19 protein-coding genes and 1 pseudogene are annotated in these 22,929 nt (G+C 57.0%); 14 read left to right on the top strand and 6 right to left on the bottom strand.

Annotated features, from left to right (window positions below):
* The first annotated feature begins 8 nt into the window (after positions 1 to 8).
* The 5 genes from ileS (at position 9) to rihC (ending at position 5,866) form a co-directional block, all read left to right on the top strand.
* On the top strand, positions 9 to 2,852 hold the full coding sequence (gene ileS / locus V6942_RS18335; RefSeq protein WP_333501627.1) for an isoleucine--tRNA ligase: 2,844 nt from the start codon (positions 9 to 11) through the stop codon (positions 2,850 to 2,852).
* Entirely contained in the window at positions 2,852 to 3,340 is a 489-nt protein-coding gene (lspA, locus tag V6942_RS18340; protein ID WP_064547278.1) for a signal peptidase II, read from the top strand. Before ileS ends, lspA begins: the two co-directional genes overlap by 1 nt.
* Before the next feature lie 143 nt (positions 3,341 to 3,483).
* Entirely contained in the window at positions 3,484 to 3,933 is a 450-nt protein-coding gene (fkpB, locus tag V6942_RS18345; RefSeq protein ID WP_035894914.1) for an FKBP-type peptidyl-prolyl cis-trans isomerase, read from the top strand.
* A gap of 1 nt (position 3,934) precedes the next feature.
* The gene (ispH, locus tag V6942_RS18350; protein ID WP_106925300.1) at positions 3,935 to 4,885 is read left to right on the top strand and encodes a 4-hydroxy-3-methylbut-2-enyl diphosphate reductase; all 951 of its coding nucleotides are present in this window, start codon (positions 3,935 to 3,937) and stop codon (positions 4,883 to 4,885) included.
* Between the two features lie 66 nt (positions 4,886 to 4,951).
* Positions 4,952 to 5,866 (top strand): ribonucleoside hydrolase RihC, encoded by a 915-nt coding sequence (gene rihC, locus V6942_RS18355; RefSeq protein WP_333501628.1) that lies wholly within the window; start codon positions 4,952 to 4,954, stop codon positions 5,864 to 5,866.
* Here the strand turns inward: rihC and V6942_RS18360 are convergent, their stop codons facing one another.
* The gene (locus V6942_RS18360) at positions 5,867 to 6,775 is read right to left on the bottom strand and encodes a LysR family transcriptional regulator (protein ID WP_106925304.1); all 909 of its coding nucleotides are present in this window, start codon (positions 6,773 to 6,775) and stop codon (positions 5,867 to 5,869) included.
* 92 nt (positions 6,776 to 6,867) lie between these two features.
* On the opposite strand from V6942_RS18360, the gene V6942_RS18365 reads away from it, so the two are divergent.
* From V6942_RS18365 to carB, 4 genes are all read left to right on the top strand, one after another.
* The gene (locus V6942_RS18365; protein WP_106925306.1) at positions 6,868 to 7,500 is read left to right on the top strand and encodes a hypothetical protein; all 633 of its coding nucleotides are present in this window, start codon (positions 6,868 to 6,870) and stop codon (positions 7,498 to 7,500) included.
* 255 nt (positions 7,501 to 7,755) lie between these two features.
* Positions 7,756 to 8,577, top strand: a complete 822-nt coding sequence (gene dapB, locus V6942_RS18370) for a 4-hydroxy-tetrahydrodipicolinate reductase (protein WP_182929490.1) — start codon at positions 7,756 to 7,758, stop codon at positions 8,575 to 8,577.
* A 455-nt stretch (positions 8,578 to 9,032) separates the two neighbouring features.
* Positions 9,033 to 10,181 (top strand): glutamine-hydrolyzing carbamoyl-phosphate synthase small subunit, encoded by a 1,149-nt coding sequence (carA, locus tag V6942_RS18375; protein ID WP_106925310.1) that lies wholly within the window; start codon positions 9,033 to 9,035, stop codon positions 10,179 to 10,181.
* An 18-nt stretch (positions 10,182 to 10,199) separates the two neighbouring features.
* Positions 10,200 to 13,424, top strand: a complete 3,225-nt coding sequence (gene carB, locus V6942_RS18380) for a carbamoyl-phosphate synthase large subunit (protein WP_106925312.1) — start codon at positions 10,200 to 10,202, stop codon at positions 13,422 to 13,424.
* Between the two features lie 60 nt (positions 13,425 to 13,484).
* Here carB and celB read toward each other — a convergent pair whose 3' ends face one another.
* Genes celB through V6942_RS18395 form a run of 3 tightly spaced genes read right to left on the bottom strand, consistent with a single transcriptional unit; the run spans position 13,485 to position 16,510 of the window.
* A complete protein-coding gene (gene celB / locus V6942_RS18385; RefSeq protein WP_333501629.1) occupies positions 13,485 to 14,834 on the bottom strand; it encodes a PTS cellobiose transporter subunit IIC in 1,350 nt (449 codons plus the stop codon).
* 49 nt (positions 14,835 to 14,883) lie between these two features.
* Entirely contained in the window at positions 14,884 to 16,188 is a 1,305-nt protein-coding gene (locus V6942_RS18390; RefSeq protein WP_333501630.1) for a 6-phospho-beta-glucosidase, read from the bottom strand.
* 16 nt (positions 16,189 to 16,204) lie between these two features.
* Positions 16,205 to 16,510: a PTS sugar transporter subunit IIB gene (locus V6942_RS18395; RefSeq protein WP_106925318.1), complete on the bottom strand. Its 306-nt coding sequence runs from the start codon at positions 16,508 to 16,510 to the stop codon at positions 16,205 to 16,207.
* 271 nt (positions 16,511 to 16,781) lie between these two features.
* Between V6942_RS18395 and V6942_RS18400 the strand changes: the two genes are divergently transcribed.
* Positions 16,782 to 17,861: a MurR/RpiR family transcriptional regulator gene (locus tag V6942_RS18400; RefSeq protein WP_182929484.1), complete on the top strand. Its 1,080-nt coding sequence runs from the start codon at positions 16,782 to 16,784 to the stop codon at positions 17,859 to 17,861.
* Positions 17,862 to 17,919: 58 nt separating this feature from the next.
* On the opposite strand, the gene V6942_RS18405 is transcribed toward V6942_RS18400, so the two are convergent.
* The gene (locus V6942_RS18405) at positions 17,920 to 19,140 is read right to left on the bottom strand and encodes an amino acid deaminase (RefSeq protein WP_333501631.1); all 1,221 of its coding nucleotides are present in this window, start codon (positions 19,138 to 19,140) and stop codon (positions 17,920 to 17,922) included.
* Positions 19,141 to 19,342: 202 nt separating this feature from the next.
* Between V6942_RS18405 and V6942_RS18410 the strand changes: the two genes are divergently transcribed.
* Together V6942_RS18410 and V6942_RS18415 are read left to right on the top strand one after the other, a co-directional pair.
* On the top strand, positions 19,343 to 20,800 hold the full coding sequence (locus tag V6942_RS18410) for a D-aminoacylase (RefSeq protein WP_333501632.1): 1,458 nt from the start codon (positions 19,343 to 19,345) through the stop codon (positions 20,798 to 20,800).
* Positions 20,800 to 21,195 (top strand): RidA family protein, encoded by a 396-nt coding sequence (locus tag V6942_RS18415; protein WP_333501633.1) that lies wholly within the window; start codon positions 20,800 to 20,802, stop codon positions 21,193 to 21,195. The genes V6942_RS18410 and V6942_RS18415 overlap by 1 nt, the downstream gene beginning before the upstream one ends.
* A 127-nt stretch (positions 21,196 to 21,322) precedes the next feature.
* On the opposite strand, the gene V6942_RS18420 is transcribed toward V6942_RS18415, so the two are convergent.
* Complete coding sequence (locus V6942_RS18420) at positions 21,323 to 22,186, bottom strand: MurR/RpiR family transcriptional regulator (RefSeq protein WP_182929482.1); 864 nt, start codon at positions 22,184 to 22,186, stop codon at positions 21,323 to 21,325.
* 199 nt (positions 22,187 to 22,385) lie between these two features.
* Here V6942_RS18420 and V6942_RS18425 point away from each other — a divergent pair, with 199 nt between their 5' ends.
* Together V6942_RS18425 and V6942_RS18430 are read left to right on the top strand one after the other, a co-directional pair.
* Positions 22,386 to 22,619 (top strand): YgdI/YgdR family lipoprotein, encoded by a 234-nt coding sequence (locus V6942_RS18425; RefSeq protein ID WP_106925629.1) that lies wholly within the window; start codon positions 22,386 to 22,388, stop codon positions 22,617 to 22,619.
* Positions 22,620 to 22,814: 195 nt separating this feature from the next.
* Positions 22,815 to 22,892: pseudogene (locus V6942_RS18430) on the top strand (glutathione-regulated potassium-efflux system ancillary protein KefF); the annotation flags it as partial.
* Between the last annotated feature and the right edge of the window lie 37 nt (positions 22,893 to 22,929).

Raw genomic sequence — 22,929 nt, forward strand, 5'->3', positions numbered from 1 at the left:
AGAATCTGATGAGTGACTATAAATCAACCCTGAATTTGCCGGAAACAGGGTTCCCGATGCGCGGCGATCTCGCCAAGCGCGAACCGGGAATGCTGGCGCGTTGGACTGATGATGACCTGTACGGCATCATTCGTGCAGCCAAAAAAGGCAAGAAAACGTTCATTCTGCATGATGGCCCTCCCTATGCGAACGGCAACATTCATATTGGTCACTCGGTAAACAAGATTCTGAAAGACATTATCGTGAAGTCCAAAGGGCTCTCCGGTTATGACTCTCCGTACGTGCCTGGTTGGGACTGCCACGGCCTGCCTATTGAACTGAAAGTTGAGCAGGAGTTTGGCAAGCCGGGCGAGAAATTTACCGCCGCCGAGTTCCGCGCCAAATGCCGCGAATACGCCGCAACCCAGGTTGACGGTCAGCGTACCGACTTTATCCGTCTGGGCGTGCTGGGCGACTGGCAGAAGCCATACCTGACGATGGACTTCAAAACCGAAGCCAACATCATTCGTGCGCTGGGCAAAATCGTGGCTAACGGCCACCTGCACAAAGGCGCGAAGCCGGTGCACTGGTGCGTTGACTGCCGTTCTGCGCTGGCGGAAGCGGAAGTTGAGTATTACGACAAAACCTCCCCGTCTATCGACGTGGCGTTCCACGCCGCTGACCAGGAGGCAGTAAAAGCGAAATTTGGTGCCGCCAACGTGACCGGCCCAATCTCGCTGGTTATCTGGACCACCACGCCGTGGACTTTGCCAGCGAACCGCGCAATTTCTCTGGCGCCTGATTTCGACTATGCGCTGGTGCAGGTAGACGGCCAGGCGCTGATTCTGGCAAGCGACCTCGTTGAGAGCGTAATGAAGCGCATCGGCGTGAGCGACTACACCATTCTGGGCACCGTCAAAGGCGCCGAGCTGGAACTGCTGCGCTTCACCCACCCGTTCATGGGCTTCGACGTTCCGGCGATTCTGGGCGACCACGTGACGCTGGATGCCGGTACCGGTGCGGTACATACCGCCGGTGGCCACGGCCCTGACGACTATGTGATCAGCCAGAAATACGGTCTGGAAATCGCTAACCCGGTTGGCCCTGATGGCGCATACCTGGCGGGCACCTACCCAGAGCTGGACGGCGTGAACGTCTTCAAAGCTAACGACAAAATCGTTGCGCTGCTGGCCGAAAAAGGCGCACTGCTGCACGTCGAAAAAATGCAGCACAGCTACCCATGCTGCTGGCGTCACAAGTCACCGATCATCTTCCGTGCGACCCCGCAGTGGTTCGTCAGCATGGATAAAAAAGGCCTGCGTATTCAGTCTCTCAAAGAGATCGACCGCATCGAGCAGGAAGGCCTGGCGAAAGAAGATCTGAGCGGCTGGATCCCGGCCTGGGGTAAAGCACGTATCGAATCCATGGTCGCAAACCGCCCTGACTGGTGTATCTCCCGTCAGCGTACCTGGGGCGTGCCAATGGCGCTGTTCGTGCATAAAGACACCGAAGAGCTGCACCCGCGCACCACTGAACTGATGGAAGCGGTAGCCAAGTACGTTGAGAAAGACGGTATTCAGGCGTGGTGGGATCTCGACCCGCGTGAAATCCTCGGCGACGACGCAGACAACTACGTGAAAGTGCCAGATACCCTGGACGTGTGGTTCGACTCCGGTTCAACCAGCTACTCCGTTGTGGATGCGCGCCCAGAGTTCGGCGGTCATTCTGCGGACATGTATCTGGAAGGTTCTGACCAGCACCGTGGCTGGTTCATGTCCTCCCTGATGATCAGCGTTGCCATGAAAGGCAAAGCGCCGTATCGCCAGGTACTGACCCACGGCTTCACCGTCGATGGTCAGGGCCGTAAGATGTCTAAATCTATCGGTAACACCGTTTCTCCGCAGGACGTGATGAACAAACTGGGCGCGGATATCCTGCGTCTGTGGGTGGCATCAACCGACTACACCGGCGAAATGGCGGTATCGGATGAAATTCTGAAACGTGCTGCCGACAGCTATCGTCGTATCCGTAACACCGCGCGCTTCCTGCTGGCGAACCTGAACGGTTTCGATCCGCTGAAAGACATGGTGAAACCGGAAGATATGGTGGTGCTGGATCGTTGGGCCGTAGGTTGCGCGCAGGAAGCGCAGGCTGACATCATGAAAGCCTACGAATCCTATGACTTCCACGAAGTGGTACAGCGCCTGATGCGCTTCTGCTCCGTCGAAATGGGCTCGTTCTACCTCGACATCATCAAAGACCGCCAGTACACCGCGAAAGCGGACAGCGTGGCGCGTCGTAGCTGCCAGACCGCGCTGTACCATATCGCAGAAGCGCTGGTTCGCTGGATGGCGCCTATCATGTCCTTCACCGCTGATGAAATCTGGGGCTACCTGCCGGGTAACCGCGAGAAGTACGTCTTCACCGGCGAGTGGTATGAAGGTCTGTTTGGCCTGGCCGACAGCGAAGCGATGAACGATGCGTTCTGGGAAGAACTGCTGCAGGTTCGTGGCGAAGTGAACAAGGTCATCGAGCAGGCGCGTGCTGATAAGAAAGTCGGTGGTTCTCTGGAAGCGGCAGTGACCCTGTACGCCCAGCCGGAACTGGCGGCTAAGCTGAACGCGCTCGGCGACGAATTGCGATTTGTCCTGTTGACCTCTGGGGCGACCGTTGCGGATTATGAAGCGGCAACCGCAGATGCCCAGCAGAGCGAACTGCTGAAAGGGCTGAAAGTGGCGCTGAATAAAGCCGAAGGTGAGAAGTGCCCGCGCTGCTGGCACTATACCACTGATGTTGGCAAGGTAGCGGAGCACATCTGTGGCCGCTGTGTGAGCAATGTGGCCGGTGACGGCGAAAAACGTAAGTTTGCCTGATGAGTAAATCGATTTGTTCAACAGGGTTACGCTGGCTGTGGCTGGTTGTCGCCGTGCTGATTATCGATCTGGGCAGCAAATACCTGATCCTCCAGAATTTTGCTCTGGGGGATACGGTGTCGCTGTTCCCGTCGCTTAATCTGCATTATGCGCGTAACTATGGCGCCGCGTTCAGCTTCCTGGCCGACAGCGGCGGCTGGCAGCGCTGGTTCTTTGCGGGTATCGCTATCGGTATCTGCGTCGCGCTGGCGGTGCTGATGTATCGCTCTAAGGCCACGCAAAAGCTGAACAACATTGCCTACGCGCTGATTATTGGCGGCGCGCTGGGTAACCTGTTCGACCGTTTGTGGCACGGTTTCGTTGTCGACATGATCGATTTCTACGTCGGCGACTGGCACTTTGCCACCTTCAACCTGGCCGATACCGCAATCTGTATCGGTGCTGCGCTGATCGTGCTGGAAGGTTTCCTGCCGAAAAAACAGGCGTAGCCTGGTGCCGGATGGCGCCGCGCTTATCCGGCCTACCGTTTTGTGTAGGCCCGGTAAGCGTAGCGCCACCGGGCACGCAGACGGCGCTGAACGTATAACAATAATCGTCATTCCAATGTCGTAAGATAAAAGGCTGTCCCTGCATGTCTGATTCGATTCAAAGCAATAGCGCAGTGCTGGTGCACTTCACGCTGAAACTGGACGATGGCTCTACCGCTGAGTCGACCCGTAACAACGGCAAACCGGCGCTGTTTCGTCTGGGCGATGCCTCCCTGTCTGAAGGGCTGGAGCAGCATCTTCTCGGCCTGAAGGCCGGGGATAAAAAATCCTTCTCTCTGGAGCCGGATGCGGCGTTTGGTATCTCTACGCCAGATCTTATCCAGTATTTCTCCCGCCGCGAATTTATGGATGCGGGCGAACCGGAAATCGGCGCTATCATGCTGTTCACCGCAATGGACGGCAGCGAGATGCCAGGCGTGATCCGCGAGATTAACGGTGACTCCATCACGGTTGATTTCAACCACCCGCTGGCGGGCCATACCGTTCATTTTGATATTGAAGTACTGGAAGTCGATCCGGTACTGGAGGCGTAACATGCAGATCCTGTTGGCCAACCCACGCGGCTTTTGTGCAGGCGTTGACCGCGCTATCAGCATTGTTGAAAATGCGCTCGCCATCTATGGCGCGCCAATCTATGTTCGCCATGAAGTGGTGCATAACCGCTACGTGGTGGACAGCCTGCGCGCACGCGGCGCTATCTTTATCGAGCAGATTAGCGAAGTGCCGGACGGCGCGATCCTGATTTTCTCTGCCCACGGCGTTTCTCAGGCCGTGCGTAACGAAGCGAAAAGTCGCGACCTGACGGTCTTTGACGCGACCTGCCCGCTAGTCACCAAAGTACATATGGAAGTGGCGCGCGCCAGTCGTCGCGGCGAAGAGTCGATTCTTATCGGTCACGCCGGTCACCCGGAAGTCGAAGGCACCATGGGCCAGTACAGCAACCCGAAAGGGGGCATGTACCTCGTTGAGTCGCCGGAAGATGTACTGAAGCTGACGGTGAAAGACGAAAGCAAGCTGTCGTTCATGACCCAGACTACGCTGTCGGTGGACGATACCTCCGACGTTATTGACGCGCTGCGTGTCCGTTTCCCGAAAATCGTTGGCCCGCGTAAAGACGACATTTGCTACGCCACCACTAACCGTCAGGAGGCCGTGCGATCGCTCGCTCAGCAGGCCGACGTCGTGCTGGTCGTAGGGTCGAAAAACTCGTCGAACTCCAACCGTCTGGCTGAACTGGCGCAGCGGATGGGCAAAGCCGCCTATCTGATTGATGACGCCGCAGATATTCAGGAAGCGTGGGTGAAAGATGTGGCCTGCGTGGGCGTTACCGCCGGGGCTTCTGCGCCGGATATTCTGGTGCAGAACGTGATTGCCCGCCTGCAAGGGCTGGGCGGCGGCGAAGCCATCACCCTTGAAGGGCGTGAAGAAAACATTGTTTTCGAAGTGCCGCGTGAGCTGCGTGTGGATGTTCGTGAAGTCGAATAAATTAATCCTCCCGCAGATATGAAAAAATGCCAGGCTTAACGTCTGGCATTTTTTTAGGGAGAAATCATGCGCCTGCCTATTTTCCTGGATACCGATCCCGGTATCGACGACGCCGCAGCGATTGCCGCTGCGCTTTTTGCCCCCGAGCTGGATCTCCAGTTAATGACCACCGTAGCCGGCAACGTTTCGGTCGAAAAAACCACTCGTAACGGTCTGCAACTCCTGCACTTCTGGGGGGCCGACGTTCCGTTGGCGCAGGGGGCGGCTGCCCCGTTGGTTCGCCCGCTGCGCGACGCTGCATCGGTGCACGGCGAATCCGGCATGGAGGGCTATGACTTTGTCGAGCATAACCGTCAGCCGTTGGCAAAACCGGCGTTTCAGACCATTCGCGATGCGCTGATGCACGCGCCGCAGCCGGTGACGCTAGTGGCGATTGGCCCGCTGACCAATATTGCGCTACTGCTGACGCAGTATCCGGAATGCCGCTTCAATATTCGTCGACTGGTGATCATGGGCGGTTCCGCCGGGCGCGGTAACTTTACCCCCAACGCCGAGTTTAATATCGCCATTGACCCGGAAGCCGCGGCGCTGGTGTTCCGCAGCGGCCTGGAGATTGTGATGTGCGGGCTGGACGTCACCAACCAGGCGCTGCTTTCGCCGGAATATCTCGCCTCTCTGCCCGCGCTGAATAAAACCGGCGCCATGCTTCACGCGCTGTTCAGCCACTACCGCAGCGGCAGCATGCAGAGCGGCCTGCGCATGCACGACCTGTGCGCGATTGCCTGGCTGGTGCGCCCCGAACTGTTTACGCTGCAAAGCTGCTTTGTGGCGGTAGAAACTCAGGGGCAATACACGGCGGGCACGACGGTGGTGGATATCGAAGGGCGATTGGGACAGCCGGCCAACGCGCAGGTGGCGCTGGCGCTGGACGTGGAGGGGTTCCGTCAGTGGGTGGCTGAAGTTTTTGCCCGTGCGCCGTAATCACTCGCCATACTGCGGCAGTTTTTCACTCAGATAATCAATCATGGCCCGCATTCTGGCGGGCATATGCTTATTGCGCGTCCACAGTAGCCACAGCTCGCCGCTGTAGTCGCTGATAAATTCCCAATCCGGCAGAACCTGCACAATCTCTCCGCTGGCGAGCGCTTCGCGGGCGGTGAACAGCGGCAGGCTGCCGATACCAAGATGATGCTTTACCGCATCCAGCCGCACGCCGGTATGGTTAGCGGCATAGCGCCCGTGGGTCTGAATCGTCTCCATGGTTTCGCCGCGCCGAAACTTCCAGCGTGAATCAGCGGGCGTCTCGCCAAGGCTGATGCAGCAATGGTCGCGCAGCGCCTGCGGGTGTTCCGGCATGCCGTGCTGGCGCAGATACTCCGGAGTGGCGCAAATAACGTGGCTGACCGGCATTAGCGGGCGGCCGTACAGGCCGGGAGAGGGCGACTGGCTGATGCGTAGCGCCAGGTCGACGCCATCGTCAATCAAATCCATATACCGGTCTTCCAGCCGCAGACAAACGTCCACCTGTGGAAAGCGCGTAAAAAATTCGGCCATAAGCGGATGGATAACAAAACGCCCCACCGCTTTGGGCACGCTGAGCGTGAGTTTCCCCTGCGCGATCTGCTGCTGGCTGCTGCCGGAGTCGAGTGCCAATTGTGCGGCGTTCAGCATCTCCTGTGCGTGCTCATACACCATTTTTCCTGTTTCACTCAGCGCCAGTTTGCGGGTGGTGCGGTGTAGCAGTTTGCTGCCGAGCGCGCGTTCAAGACGGGTAACGCTGCGGCTAATAGCCGAAGGCGTCGCGCCCGACGTTTTGGCGGCAGCAGAGAAGCTACCGTGGTCAACGATCAGCACGAAGGTGGCCAGATCGGGAAGCAGGTTTGGATTCATTTGTGCATACCAGGCAAAGATGCATTGAATGAGAGCGGGATTATCACCGTTGGTAAAGTGAATATACTCTGCTCATCAAGAGGAGAACAACCATGACCGAACGACTTTATTACACCCGCGATGATACTCAAGCGCCGGCATGCGTGCTGCGCTGCATGCCAGAAGCCGACGGCCGCTACGCCGTCGAGCTGGACCGTACGCTGTTCCATCCGCAGGGCGGCGGGCAGCCAGCGGACGCAGGCTGGATTGATGAGACGCCGGTGGAAGGCGTTGTCGCACGCGGCGACAGCGTGGCGCATATCGTATCGCAGCCGTTGCCGCTGGGGCCGGTCACTCTTCGTGTGGATGCCTCCGTCCGCCAGCAGCACGCGCGACTGCACTCCGCCGGACATCTGATTGGCCTGGCCGGAGAGCGCTGCGGCTGGCAGCCGGTGAAGGCACACCACTGGCCTGGTGAAGGACGGATCACGTTTGTGCCTGCGGCACAAAGCGCGCTGCCTGAGGCCCAGGCGCTGCTGGCGATAATCAGCGCATGGCAGTTGGCCGATCTCCCGCGCAAGGTCAGCGTAGAGGGAGAATTACGCCGGGTCGGTTTTGGCGATCTTCCCGCCTATCCTTGCGGAGGGACGCACGTTGCGCGGCTATCCGATATTGGTGAGGTAAAGATTAGCGATGTGAAAATGAAAAAAGGGCAGATGCTCGTTCACTACACGTTACTGCCCTGAAAAGTAATCACGCTAATCGATTGGTTTACGATGGCTTTGGCGTCATTTCCCCAGGCTTACGCATCATTCTGAGTGCGTTTGACTTCTTTCCTGCATCGCGGCAATGATTCATCCTGTGGGATGAATCATGTCTTTTACTGATATTCCTCTCTGTTTATCATTAAATTCTAATTATCGGCGTTTTCGGCTGGCGACCCTGTTGTGCGCTGGTTACTCTGAAAACGATTTACGCAATTTTAACAAAAGAGAATAGCTATGCATGATGCACAAATCCGCGTCGCCATTGCCGGCGCCGGTGGCCGCATGGGACGGCAGTTAATCCAGGCCGCGATGGCGATGGAAGGGGTACAACTGGGTGCGGCGCTGGAGCGTGAAGGCTCCAGCTTACTGGGCAGCGATGCCGGTGAACTGGCGGGGGCAGGGAAAGCAGGCGTCACCGTTCAGAGCAGCCTGGAAGCGGTAAAAGATGATTTTGACGTGTTTATCGACTTTACCCGTCCGGAAGGCACGTTGACGCATCTGGCTTTCTGCCGCCAGCATGGGAAGGGGATGGTGATTGGCACCACCGGGTTTGATGATGCCGGTAAACAGGCCATTCGTGATGCCTCTCAGGACATTGCTATCGTATTTGCCGCTAACTTCAGCGTTGGCGTCAACGTGATGCTGAAGCTGCTGGAGAAAGCGGCGAAGGTGATGGGCGACTATACCGATATCGAAATTATTGAAGCGCACCACCGCCACAAAGTGGATGCGCCATCAGGTACGGCACTGGCGATGGGTGAAGCGATCGCCGGGGCGCTGGATAAAGATCTGAAAGACTGCGCGGTCTACTCGCGTGAAGGTTATACCGGAGAACGCGTACCGGGCACGATTGGTTTTGCTACCGTCCGTGCGGGTGACATTGTCGGTGAACATACCGCGATGTTCGCCGATATTGGTGAACGCGTGGAGATTACGCATAAGGCTTCCAGCCGCATGACGTTTGCTAACGGTGCGGTAAGATCGGCTCTTTGGCTTAAATCAAAGAAAAATGGTCTTTTTGATATGCGTGATGTGTTGAATTTGAATGAACTATAAGTATTTATTACCCATCGTGATGTGGTTATTGTAGTCATAATTGCTTGATTACACAGGGCAATATTTTATTGCCCTTTATTTTATCTTTAATTTTATGATTTTACATTGAGATACCTGTTTTTATAGGTTATCTATCATAAATGTGTTGGTTAAATGTAAATTTTGACCATCTGGTCTACTTTTTTGCGCTCTTCTTCATGATTTAACAATCTTCCTGCTCCGCAAGCGTTTTCTCCTCTTAGTTAGTTGATCATTTTGATGCCTGGAGGCGGCTTAGTTATCCAGTGGCGCAAAATAATAATAAAAATTGTCCTTTAAGGTAGACATTTGCCGAGGCTGTCACTAGAATGCCGCCGTTTGCCAGAAATTCATCGGTAAGCAGATTTGCATTGATTTGTGCCATTGTTATGAATTAATATGCAAATAAAGCGAGTAAATATTCTCTGGAGGGTGTTTTGATTAAGTCAGCGCTATTGGTTCTGGAAGACGGAACCCAGTTTTACGGTCGGGCCATAGGGGCAACGGGTTCGGCGGTTGGGGAAGTCGTTTTCAATACTTCAATGACCGGTTATCAAGAAATCCTCACTGATCCTTCCTATTCTCGCCAAATCGTCACCCTTACTTATCCCCATATCGGTAATGTCGGCACCAACGCCGCCGATGAAGAGTCCTCTCAGGTTCACGCTCAGGGTCTGGTTATTCGCGACCTGCCGCTGATTGCCAGCAACTACCGCAACACCGAAGACCTCTCTTCTTACCTCAAACGCCATAACATCGTGGCGATTGCCGATATCGATACGCGTAAGCTGACGCGACTGCTGCGCGAGAAGGGCGCTCAGAACGGCTGCATCATCGCGGGTGACCACCTCGATGCCGCGCTGGCGCTGGAAAACGCCAAAGCGTTCCCGGGCCTCAACGGTATGGACCTGGCAAAAGAAGTGACCACGGCTGAATCCTACAGCTGGACGCAGGGTAGCTGGACGCTGGCGGGTGACCTGCCGGAAGCCAGGTCCGAAGAAGAGCTGCCGTTCCACGTCGTTGCCTACGATTTTGGCGCGAAGCGCAACATCCTGCGTATGCTGGTTGACCGCGGCTGCCGCCTGACGGTGGTGCCGGCGAAAACCTCCGCTGAAGAAGTGCTGGCGATGAATCCAGACGGCGTGTTCCTGTCTAACGGCCCTGGCGACCCGGCACCGTGCGACTACGCCATCGACGCGATTGAAAAATTCCTCCAGACCAACGTTCCGGTGTTTGGCATCTGCCTCGGCCATCAGCTGCTGGCGCTGGCGAGCGGTGCGAAGACTATCAAAATGAAGTTTGGTCACCACGGTGGTAACCACCCGGTGAAAGACCTGGATAAGAACGTGGTGATGATCACCGCGCAGAACCACGGCTTTGCGGTTGATGAAGACTCGTTGCCAGCCAACCTGCGCGTGACCCACAAATCTCTGTTCGACGGTACCCTGCAGGGGATTCACCGTACCGATAAACCGGCGTTCAGCTTCCAGGGCCACCCAGAGGCGAGCCCAGGCCCGCACGATGCGGCACCGCTGTTCGACCACTTTATCGAGCTTATTGAGCAATACCGTCAGTCCGCGAAATAATCAGGAGTAATAAGAGCCATGCCAAAACGTACAGACATAAAAAGTATCCTGATTCTGGGCGCGGGCCCGATTGTTATCGGTCAGGCGTGTGAGTTTGACTACTCCGGTGCCCAGGCGTGTAAAGCGCTGCGCGAAGAGGGCTACCGCGTCATTCTGGTGAACTCCAACCCGGCCACCATCATGACCGACCCGGAAATGGCCGATGCCACCTACATCGAGCCGATTCACTGGGAAGTGGTGCGTAAAATCATCGAAAAAGAGCGCCCGGATGCGGTGCTGCCGACCATGGGCGGCCAGACCGCGCTGAACTGTGCGCTGGAGCTGGAGCGTCAGGGCGTGCTGGAAGAGTTCGGCGTGACCATGATTGGTGCTACCGCTGATGCGATTGATAAAGCAGAAGACCGTCGCCGTTTCGACGTCGCGATGAAGAAAATCGGCCTCGACACCGCGCGTTCCGGTATCGCGCACACCATGGAAGAGGCGCTGGCGGTTGCCGCTGACGTCGGCTTCCCATGCATCATCCGTCCAAGCTTCACCATGGGCGGCACCGGTGGCGGTATCGCCTACAACCGCGAAGAGTTCGAAGAAATCTGTGAACGCGGTCTGGATCTCTCGCCAACCAACGAGCTGCTGATTGATGAATCGCTGATCGGCTGGAAAGAGTACGAGATGGAAGTGGTGCGTGATAAAAACGACAACTGCATCATCGTCTGCTCTATCGAAAACTTCGATGCGATGGGCATCCACACCGGTGACTCCATCACCGTGGCGCCAGCGCAGACCCTGACCGACAAAGAATACCAAATCATGCGTAACGCCTCGATGGCGGTACTGCGTGAAATCGGCGTAGAAACCGGCGGTTCTAACGTGCAGTTCTCGGTGAACCCGAAAGACGGTCGCCTGATTGTTATCGAAATGAACCCGCGCGTATCCCGCTCCTCGGCGCTGGCCTCGAAAGCGACCGGCTTCCCGATTGCTAAAGTGGCTGCCAAGCTGGCAGTGGGTTACACCCTCGATGAACTGATGAACGACATCACCGGCGGCCGTACCCCGGCTTCCTTCGAGCCGTCCATCGACTACGTTGTGACGAAGATTCCACGCTTCAACTTCGAGAAATTCGTTGGCGCTAACGACCGTCTGACCACGCAGATGAAATCTGTCGGTGAAGTGATGGCGATTGGCCGCACGCAGCAGGAATCCCTGCAGAAAGCGCTGCGCGGTCTGGAAGTGGGCGCGACCGGCTTCGACCCGAAAGTGAGCCTCGATGACCCTGAAGCGCTGACCAAAATCCGCCGCGAACTGAAAGACGCAGGCGCTGAGCGTATCTGGTACATCGCCGATGCCTTCCGCGCGGGCCTCTCTGTCGATGGCGTGTTTAACCTGACCAACATCGACCGCTGGTTCCTGGTACAGATTGAAGAGCTGGTGCGTCTGGAAGAGAAAGTGGCGGAAGTGGGTATCAACGGCCTCGACGCTGACTTCCTGTTCCACCTGAAACGCAAAGGCTTTGCCGATGCGCGTCTGGCAAAACTGGCGGGCGTCCGCGAAGCGGAAATCCGCAAGCTGCGTGACCAGTACAACCTGCACCCGGTCTACAAGCGTGTGGACACCTGTGCGGCGGAATTTGCTACCGACACCGCTTACATGTACTCCACCTATGAAGAAGAGTGCGAGTCCAATCCTTCCGTAGACCGCGATAAAATCATGGTCCTCGGCGGCGGCCCGAACCGTATCGGTCAGGGTATCGAATTTGACTACTGCTGCGTACACGCCTCGCTGGCGCTGCGTGAAGACGGTTACGAGACCATCATGGTCAACTGTAACCCGGAAACCGTCTCTACCGACTATGACACTTCCGACCGCCTGTACTTCGAGCCGGTAACCCTGGAAGACGTGCTGGAAATCGTGCGCATCGAGAAGCCGAAGGGCGTTATCGTACAGTACGGCGGCCAGACCCCGCTGAAGCTGGCGCGTGAACTGGAAGCCGCAGGCGTACCGGTGATCGGCACCAGCCCGGATGCTATCGACCGCGCAGAAGACCGTGAGCGCTTCCAGCATGCGGTTGACCGTCTGAAGCTGAAACAGCCAGCCAACGCCACCGTGACCGCGATTGAACAAGCGGTTGAGAAGGCAAAAGAGATTGGCTACCCGCTGGTGGTGCGTCCGTCCTACGTTCTCGGCGGCCGTGCGATGGAAATCGTCTACGACGAAGCTGACCTTAAGCGCTACTTCCAGACCGCCGTCAGCGTTTCCAACGACGCGCCGGTGCTGCTGGACCGCTTCCTGGACGATGCGATTGAAGTCGACGTCGACGCCATCTGCGACGGCGAAATGGTGCTGATTGGCGGCATCATGGAGCACATCGAGCAGGCTGGCGTTCACTCCGGTGACTCCGCGTGTTCCCTGCCAGCCTACACGCTGAGCCAAGAAATTCAGAACGTGATGCGTGAGCAGGTGCAGAAGCTGGCCTTCGAGCTGCAGGTTCGCGGCCTGATGAACGTGCAGTTCGCGGTGAAAGACAACGAAGTCTACCTGATTGAAGTCAACCCGCGTGCGGCGCGTACCGTACCGTTCGTCTCCAAAGCGACCGGCGTACCGCTGGCGAAAGTGGCGGCGCGCGTGATGGCAGGGAAAACCCTGAAGCAGCAGGGCGTGACCGAAGAAATCATCCCACCGTACTACTCGGTGAAAGAAGTGGTGCTGCCGTTCAACAAATTCCCAGGCGTTGACCCACTGTTAGGGCCAGAAATGCGCTCTACCGGGGAAGTGATGGGCGTAGGCCGTACCTTCGCGGAAGCGTTCGCTAAGGCTCAACTCGGCAGTAACTCCACCATGAAGAAACAGGGCCGTGCGCTGCTCTCCGTTCGCGAAGGCGACAAAGAGCGCGTGGTTGACCTGGCCGCTAAGCTGCTGAAACAGGGCTTCGAGCTGGATGCAACCCACGGTACCGCGATTGTACTGGGTGAAGCGGGTATCAACCCGCGCCTGGTGAACAAGGTGCATGAAGGTCGTCCGCACATTCAGGACCGTATCAAAAATGGCGAATACACCTACATCATCAACACCACCGCTGGTCGTCAGGCGATTGAAGACTCCAAGCTGATTCGCCGCAGCGCGCTGCAGTACAAGGTGCATTACGACACCACCCTGAACGGCGGCTTCGCGACGGCAATGGCGCTGAATGCGGACGCGAAAGACAAAGTCACTTCCGTACAGGAAATGCACGCACAGATTAAAAAATAAGTGCGAGCGATAAAATAAAACGCCGGGCAGATGCCCGGCGTTTTTGTTTTTGTATCCTGGTTACTGTTCCGTTGCTGGCGTCGCCGCGGTGGTCTGCTGCGACTTACTGGCCTGTTCTTCGCGGAATTTCAGGTTATCCCAGATGCGGAAGAACGGGTAATACATCACCAGCGAAATCCCGAGGTTGACGATTTGCAGTACCGAACCGGAGATATGCCCGCCGGTCGCCAGGTATCCACTGACCACAATCGGCGTCGTGAACGGTAGCGCAATTCCAGCCGGTTTGGCCACTAAACCGGTGGTCATCGCCACGTAGGAGACAATCACCAGCACCACCGGCGTCAGGATAAACGGCACCACCAGGTACGGGTTCATCACAATCGGAATACCGAATACCATCGGCTCGCTGATGTTAAACAGGCTGCCCGGTGCGGCAATTTTACCGAGCTGCTTCATCTGCACGCTGCGGCTGCGCAGGATCATAAAGATAACCAGCCCTAACAGCGCCCCGGTACCACCCGGCGCAATCCACAGGTCGTAGAACTGCTGGGTGATAATGTGGGGAATTGGCAGGCCGTTCTGGAACGCTTCCAGGTTTTCGGACATGTTGCTGAGCCAGACCGGGCGGATAAACACCAGCACGATGGTGTCGCCGTGCAGGCCGAGCATCCACAGAATGCCAATCAGCAGCACTGAAATAATCATCCCCGGCAGCGAGCCGCCGACGTGGCTCATCGGAATACCGACCAGCTCGGTAATCATGGTGTTGATATCGCCAAACGGCGTTGCTTCTACCAGCAGACGCAGCGCCAGCACCACCGCCAGCACGCAGAATCCCGGGATCAGCGCGAGGAAGGATTTTGCCACCGCCGGTGGAACGCCTTCCGGCATGCGAATGACCAGGTTGCGGTCGTTAACGAAGCGGTAGATTTCCGTTGAGAGCAGGGCAATCAGGATAGCCACGAACAACCCCTGGCTGCCAATCTGGCCCATCGGCATCACGCCTTTCACCAGCTGCGCCACGTCACTGCCCGCAGGGGTAAACATGATGTGCTGCGGAATGGTCATCACGAAGGCCACCAGAGAGACGGCCCCGGCGGTCAGCGGGTCGAGGGTGCGGTACTTCTCTGCCAGGCGGTAGGCGATACCGAAGCTGGAGATCAGCGCCATGATGTCGTAGGTCGCTTTCACCGGATAGAGCACTTTTTCCTGCCACATTGGGCCGAAAAGCTCGGTCATCAGCGTGCCGTAACCCGGCACTGGCAGATAGGCGAAGATCAGGAAAAACGAGCCTATCAGCATAAACGGCATGTTCAGGATGATCCCGTCACGCACCGAAAGCACATGTTTTTGTCCGGCGATTTTGAGCGCGGTCGGTAAAACGTATTTATTTATTATCGACTTATTCACAGACACCCCCTACCCGGCGCAGACGTTGCCGACCGGGCTATTGTTGTATTTATTGTTGGCTAAACTGCGGCAGCCACGCTTTATTGATGGTGAGTACTTCATCGACCAGCGCCGATGCCAGATTCACATCGGCGACCAGCGGGTTGGCGACCAGCGCCAGCAGCGCTTTTTGCTTATCGCCATATACGGCGGCATCAATGGTCAGACGCTCAAAATCCTTCACCTGCAGGGTCAGGCCGTTCATCAGCGGCGGCAGTTTGCCAAAGGCCAGCGGATGCGCGCCCAGCGCATCAATCAGGCAGTTGGTTTCTATCACCGCGTCGTCCGGCAGTCCTTGAATGGCACCGTTGTTGGCGGTGTTCACCACCATCTCAATGCCAAGATTGTTGTGCAGTGCGTTAATAAGCTGTACCGCCACTTCGGAGTAGAACGAACCGCCGCGCTGACTCAGCTCCTCTGGTTTCTTGTCCAGATGCGGGTCGGCGTACAGTTCGAACAGCGACGCTTCGACCTTCATCACCTGCTCGGCGCGGGTGCCTTTGCTATCGGCATCCGCCAGCTCGTCTTCCAGCATGGTGCGGGTCTGCCAGAAATAGCGGTGATACGGGCAGGGAATAGCGCGCAGCGCACGCAGTAGCTCCGGTGGCCACGGAATGGCCTTGATGTTGTTCATCGACAGCTGCTCACCGTCGCACAGCATCTCGATAACCTCGTCGGTCGCATCGCGACCCGCGGCCAGCACCTGATGCACCCAAACCATATGATTCAGGCCAGCAAAGCGCAGCGAGACGTCGCCGTAAGGCAGCTTCAGCATGTCGGCAATCATGTGGTGCATAGTGACCGGCACGTTGCACAGGCCGATAATCTTCGCTTTGCTGTGCCGTGACACCGCTTCCGTCACAATGCCCGCCGGATTGGTGAAGTTGATGATCCATGCATTCGGCGCCAGACGTTCAACGCGTCTGGCGATATCCAGCATCACGGGAATCGTGCGCAGCGCTTTGGCGAAGCCACCCACGCCGGTGGTTTCCTGGCCCAGCAGCCTGTGACTTAAGCCCAGACGCTCATCGGCGGCGCGGGCCGGTAGCTGGCCTACGCGCAGTTGGGTGAGCACGAAGCTTGAGCCGGTAATCGCTTCATCGGCATCGAAGTGAACCGATACCTTCACCGACTCCAGACCGTTGCGGTCGAGCATGCGGCGGGAGAGGGCGGCGATAATCTCGACCTTTTCTCGACCCGCTTCGACATCAACCAGCGCCAGCTCCGCCATTGGCAGGGAAGCATGACGCGCTATTAATCCTTCAACCAGTTCCGGGGTGTAGCTGCTGCCCCCGCCAATCACGGTAATTTTCATTGTTCTCTCCGAGGCCTCAGGCCATCAGTTGGATCGCTTTATCGAGCACGCGATCGCCGCGCATGGTGCCGTAATCCATCATGTCGATCACCTCGACCGGCTTGCCCAATGGCGCAGACAGTTCACGCAGGCGAGAGAGTTCGAACTGCACCTGCGGGCCGAGCAGCACCACGTCGGCCTGCGGCAGCATGCTTTCGATTTCGGCAACCGGATAAGCGTTGATCTCGACCGCCAGCGCCCGTTTTTCGGCTTCGGCGCGCATCTTTTGCACCAGCATGCTGGTGGACATCCCGGCGGCGCAGCACAACATGATCTTTTTCATGACAATTTTCCCTCACTTGAAAACATATTTCACACATTAGCCGTTTTACGTAGCATGTATGAAAATTATTTTCATGAGTGTGATCGGCGTTAAAATATTGCTTTACGGGATGTTATCCGCGAGAAAGTGTGATCAAGGTAAGCAAAACGAATATTTGTTACTCATATACCGAAGACGTCGGCGTCTGTTGATCGAATGAATTGAAAAATAATTTCAATAAATTATGATGTTTTTAACGAGCAGAATTTGCCGACATTAGGACTCTCTGGTTATGGATATTGTTTATCAGCTGGTGAATGGGCTATCGGGCCTGCCTGCGCAGGAATCCCGGCTGGCGCGCTTTTTCCTCGATAATTTTGCCCAGATACCTGAGGCAAGTATTGAAGAGCTGGCGGCAAAGGCGGGCGTGAGTCCCGCGACGTTACAGCATTTCTCGCGCAGTATTGGCTGTGCCGACCTCAATGACTTTATTGGCCAGGTGCGCCATCAGCAGCAGGAGAATCGTTTGAAAACGACGGCGGCGCCGATGCTCGGCGACGCGGCGTGGGTGGACACCGGTACGCTGCAAAAGCTGGCGAAAAATGCCGGCATTGGCAGCGAGATCCTCGATCGCTTCTCGCACTCCATCGGTCGCGACGGCAGCGATGACATTCTGAGCCTGATCCGCCAACGGCTACAGGACTTCAGCCAGCAGGAGTCTCGCGTGGCGCAGACTATCCTCAGCGACGTGGCGTTTGCGGCTTCGGCGACCATCGACCAACTGGCGACGGCGGCAGGGGTCAGCCCGGCGACCATTACCCGCTTTGCCCGCGCCGCGGGCTGCGACGATATTCGCGATTTGCGCATGAAGCTGGCGCAGGCCAGCGCCCCGGTTGCCAGCGGCGATATGCCGGGGCCGTGGCGCGAGCGGCTAAACCAGATCCAGTATTCGCTGAACGCGCAGCTTCACGAACTATCGCCAGCGGCGGTTGAGCAGGCGGCAAGCCTGCTTAAACAGGCGAAAGCGGTGCATATTTTCAGCGCCAGCACCGCCGATAACCCGTTCGCCAGCGTGTTGCAGTATCGCCTGCTGACGCAGGGGTATCCGGCCAACGTCTGCCAGGATCCGGCGTTAATGGGGATTACCGCCTCGATGCTTGGCGCTGGGCAGGTGCTGGTGGTCTTTGCCGGTACGCCGCCGGGCAGCGCGCTGATTGCCGCCGTACATCAGGCGCGCTGGGCAGGGGCGGATATCATCGTGATTGGCCAGCAGGAGAGCGCGCTCAGCCATCAGCAAAACGTCACGCTACCGCTCAACGACGCGCGTTACGGGTCGCTGCTGATTGTCGATTTGATCTGTGATTCGATGTAACTTCGGCATCGTTGCGCCCGGCCTGTAGCCCGGTCGAGCGCAGCGACGCCGGGGCGGCTCAGAATGCCGTTTCTAACGTATCCAGCACGTTATACGCGTCATCAACCAACAGCAGCGCCTTCCATTTGTCAAACGTCAGGCAAGGGTGCGAAGTGCTGAACACCAGAATATCCCCCACCTTCACGTCAACGTCTGGTGCCAGCTTCAGCATGGCGTGCTGGTCCATAATGCCGGTGGTTTCCATGCTGTTCGCCGCCAATGCGACTGATTTCCCCGCGCGATAATGGGCAACCGGCTGCGGTAACCCGGCATCAAACGCGCTGTCGCGCTTGCCGAAATTGACGATCGCCCGGCCGCTTTCCGGCACCGACTGCACCATTGCCACCAGTTCCAGCGCAGAAACCAGATCGCCGCCGAGGTCGCAGGCCGTCTGGTCGCGCGCGACGATCGCGTTCTGCGCTTCCAGATAGATCCCCGCATCGTGGGTGATATAGCAGCCAGGGCGGATCAGCACCCGGCAGTTGGCCGGTTTCGGCTCGGCAAGCCAGACGTTACACACCACGTCATACCAAACGGAGCCCGCGCCAGTGAGAATAAACTCGCCCGTTACATAACGCTCAAGCTGGCAGGCCAGCGCGGCGGCATCGCGCAGCAGCGCTTCCACCTTCGGCTGTGGGTTATCGCCGTGCAGCACGCCTTCATACAGCTCAAGGCCGCGCAGACGCAGCGCCGGTAAAGTGGCAACCTGCTCGGCAAGTGTGAGCGCCTGTTCTGCGGTTCGGCACCCACAGCGGCCGCCCGGCACGCCCAGTTCCAGCAGAATATCCAGCGTCTGGTTTTGTGCGGCGAAGAACGCCGAGAGCGCACGGGCGTTATCGATGCTATCGACGCAGCACAGGTAATCTACCGCCGGGTATTCCGTCTTGAGTCTGGCGATCAGCGCCATATTGGCCTTGCCGACGAGCTGGTTCACCATCAGCACGCGTTGGATCCCGCTTGCCGCAGCAATGCTTGCCTGCCAGGCGCTGCCCACGCCAATGGCCCAGGCCCCTGCCTGTTGCTGCTGTGAAAAGATCCACGGTGTCATGGTGGTTTTACCGTGCGGGGCGAGTGAGACGCCGCGCGTATCGGCGTAGTGCTGCATCCACTGAATATTGTTGGTTAGCGCCGTTTTTTTAATGACCGCGGCGGGCAGGCAAACGTCTTCATTGAGGATGTTTGTTGGGGTAAAAAGCGTTGCGGATTTGTGGGGTACGATGAGGCTTTCATGGTATTTCATAACATAAATCCTTCAGGTTTTTAGTTTATATCATGAATCTTTGATTGTTCATCTTGTTGTAAATAAATGATTTTTATTATTTTAATTGATTTTTATGAATAAAAGTATCATTAATTAATGCATATTTTGCGTAGTCTTTCACTGTTTTCAGCGCTTGTAAATGGTCAAATTCAAGGCAGGGAACGACAGGGGTAGAGAAGAAATGCAGTTCGATTATCTGTTCAGGAACGTCACGGTTATCGACGGTAGCGGCGGCCCGCAGTATCGCGGCGATGTGGCCATCAAGGGCGATCGCATTGTGGAGATCGCGCCCGCTATCGACGGGCAGGCGCAGCATGAGATTGACGGCACGGGGCGCGTGCTGGCACCAGGGTTTATCGATGTTCACACCCACGACGACATTAACGTTATCCGCATGCCGGAGTACCTGCCCAAAATCAGCCAGGGCGTGACTACGGTGATCGTCGGTAACTGCGGGATCAGCGCCGCGAGCGCGACGATCGCAGGTGACGTACCGGATCCGATGAACCTATTGGGCAATGCGGAACAGTTTATCTACCCGACGGTTAACGCTTACGCCGACGCGGTTATGCAGGCGCGTCCGGCGGTGAACGTTGGCACGCTGGTCGGTCATACAGCGCTGCGTAATAACCAGATGGACTCGCTGTTTCGTCCGGCTAACCATCAAGAAATTCAAGCTATGCGCAGGCAGCTACGGTTGGCATTACAGGAGGGCGCTTTAGGGCTCAGCACCGGGCTAGCCTATGCCACAGCCTTCCAGTCGACGACCGAAGAGGTGATGGCGCTGGCGGAAGAGCTGGCGGCGGAAAATGGGATTTATACCACCCATCTTCGCTCGGAGTTTGAGCCCATTCTCGACGCGCTTGATGAAGCGTTCCGGATTGGCCGCCACGGTAAGGTGCCGGTGGTGGTCTCGCACCACAAATGCGCGGGGGCGAATAACTGGGGGCGCACCATGGAAACCCTGGCGCTGTTCGATAACGTCCGTCAGCAGCAGGACGTTTCCTGCGACTGCTATCCGTATTCCGCCAGTTCATCGACGCTGGATATGAAGCAGATTACCGCCGATTTTGACATCGTTATCACCTGGTCGACGCCGCACCCGGAGATGGCCGGGCAGACCTTAAAGCAGATTGCGCAAAGCTGGTCGCTTACGCTGGAAGAGGCGGGCAAGCGGCTGATGCCTGCTGGCGCGATTTACTACAACATGGACGAGCAGGACGTGCAGCGGGTGCTGCGCTATCCATTGACCATGGTGGGTTCGGACGGCTTACCGAATGACCCGATGCCGCATCCTCGCCTGTGGGGTGCGTTCCCACGCGTGCTGGGACACTACAGCCGCGATGAAAAACTGTTCCCGCTTACCGTCGCGGTGCACAAGATGACTGGCCTGTCGGCGGCACGTTTTCAGCTCACCGACCGCGGGTTCATCAAGCGCGGCTATTTTGCCGATCTGGTGCTTTTTGACCCAGAAACTATCCGCGATGTCGCAAGCTTCAGCGACCCACAGCAGCCCGCCGCCGGTATCGATGCGGTGATGGTCAACGGGGTGATGAGCTATGGGCAGAATCACAACATTATCGGGCGCGCCGGGCGATTCTTACGCCGGTCAGCCGGAAAAATTAAGGAGCAGCAATAATGAGCATTAAACGTTATGGCGTCGGTGGCAGCACCGGTACCGGCGGGCAGTCTCTGCCGTTTGCCAAGGCCGTTGAGGCCGTAGGCTGGCTGTATGTGTCCGGGCAAACGCCGATGAAGGATGGTGAAGTGGTGGAGGGCGGCATTGTCGAGCAGTCGCGGTTGGCGATTCAGAATTGCGTGGATATTATGCAGGACGCGGGATACAGCCTGGCAGACGTGGTGCATGTGAAGGTGTATCTGACCGACGCGCGTTACTTCCAGTCCTTTAACAAGGTATTCCGTGAGTTCTTTGCCGATCACCCACCGGCACGCGTGTGCTGCGTGGCGGATTTGGTGGTGGATTGTAAGGTTGAGGTGGATTTGACCTGTTACAACGCGGAACGGGTGAAGTAACTTGTGGGGTGGTGCGGGTTGTACCCTCACCCCGGCCCTCTCCCTGGAAGGGAGAGGGGGAAAGACCGCACATTCGGTCCCCTCGCCCCTCCGGGGAGAGGGTTAGGGTGAGGGGAAAAAACCCGCGCTAATCCCCCAACGGCTGTCGGTCAGCTCCGCCCCGATGGCTATCCAGCGCCAGCTTAATCCGCCGCAGACGGTTTTTCGTCTCTGCCTTATTCACCACCGCCAATTCCGTCGCCAGCACGTCAACCATCGCCAGCATCGCGTAGCGCGAGGTGCTGGGCTTAAAGATGTAGTCGTTCTCCCGCACGATCAGCGGCAGGACCAAATCGGCGTTCTCGGCAAGCGGTGTGGCTTCCGGGGTAATGGCAATCACCTTCGCACCGTACTGACGCGCAATCGCCGCGCTCTCCACCACTTCCTGCGTATAGCCGCCGAGCGACAACGCCAGCACCACATCGTTTGGCGACACCGCTGAGCACATCATCCTCACCAGCAGCCCGTCGCTCTGGCTTACCACCGGTAGACCCAGACGGAACAGGCGGAACTGTACCTCCTGCGCGCAGATGGTCGAACCGCCACCCATGCCGATCGCGAGGATCTGTCGGGCACCGCTTAACCATTCGACGGCGCGTTTTAACGTCTCGGGATTAAGCGCTCGGCGGTTGATCTCCAGCACGTTAATGATCGTTTCATAGATCCCCTGAACACCCTCCAGATCGGGCACGTCGAGAATAAAACGCTGCCCCACCGCCAGCGACTGGGCAAGCTTGACCTTCAGCTCGCGCACGTCTTTGCAGCCAATCGCCCGGGCAAAGCGGGTGATGGAGGCCTGGCTGGTTTCGGTCTGTCGCGCCATTTCAGCAATGGGCAGCGTGGTGGCGGCCTGCACGTCATCAAGAATGAACTGCGCGATGCGTTTTTCGGTGGCGGTCAGCTCAACAAAACGGTCGGTAATACAGGAAATGATGTCGATCGAAACGGACATGGTTGGCCCCTGAAAATAAATAGCGGTACTTTGTACCATAGAAACCCCACGCTGCGGACAATCTGCCTCACACAAAACGGCGGTGAAAGGGTGCCGGTAATGCTTCGGAGCTTTCTGGTTTCGCTTCCGGGTTCTGACCGCTAACCTAAAATAGTTAGAGTGATAACCAATTTTGGCTGCAAAGCAGGAGGGAAACATGATGAACTATAAGCGAATGACCGTAGCAATTCTGACCGCCGGCGCACTCTTTACCGTTGCCGGGTGTTCATCCAACCAGGCGCTGAAAACCACCGATGGCAAGACTATCGTAACCGATGGTAAACCGCAGGTAGATGAGGACACTGGCCTGGTGTCGTACAAAAATGCCGAAAGCGGAAAGACTGAACAGATCAACCGTGACCAGGTTCAGTCGATGAACGAGCTGGATAACTAAACGTTATTCGTGGCCTCGCGGCGCGGTGCCGCGCGGGGCCAACGTATAACGCTTATTGCGGCGCACGATGTGTCGCTAATCTCTTCAAGGGGGCGCTCGCCCCCTATTTCATGCGGTTGTGTTAAGAGATCCTGTAAGTGTCCTCATTAACTGTCTAAACTCAGCAATAAAATAATGCAGTAAGACAGGCTAATTATGATTCTGATTGTTTATGCGCACCCTTATCCGCATCACTCGCATGCGAATAAGCGGATGCTAGGGAAGGTGCGAACAAGTTCCTGATATGAGATCATCATATTCATCCGGAGCG

Origin of the sequence: Kluyvera genomosp. 2, from assembly GCF_036759865.1 — a bacterium.
GTDB classification, from domain to species: Bacteria; Pseudomonadota; Gammaproteobacteria; order Enterobacterales; family Enterobacteriaceae; genus Kluyvera; species Kluyvera ascorbata_B.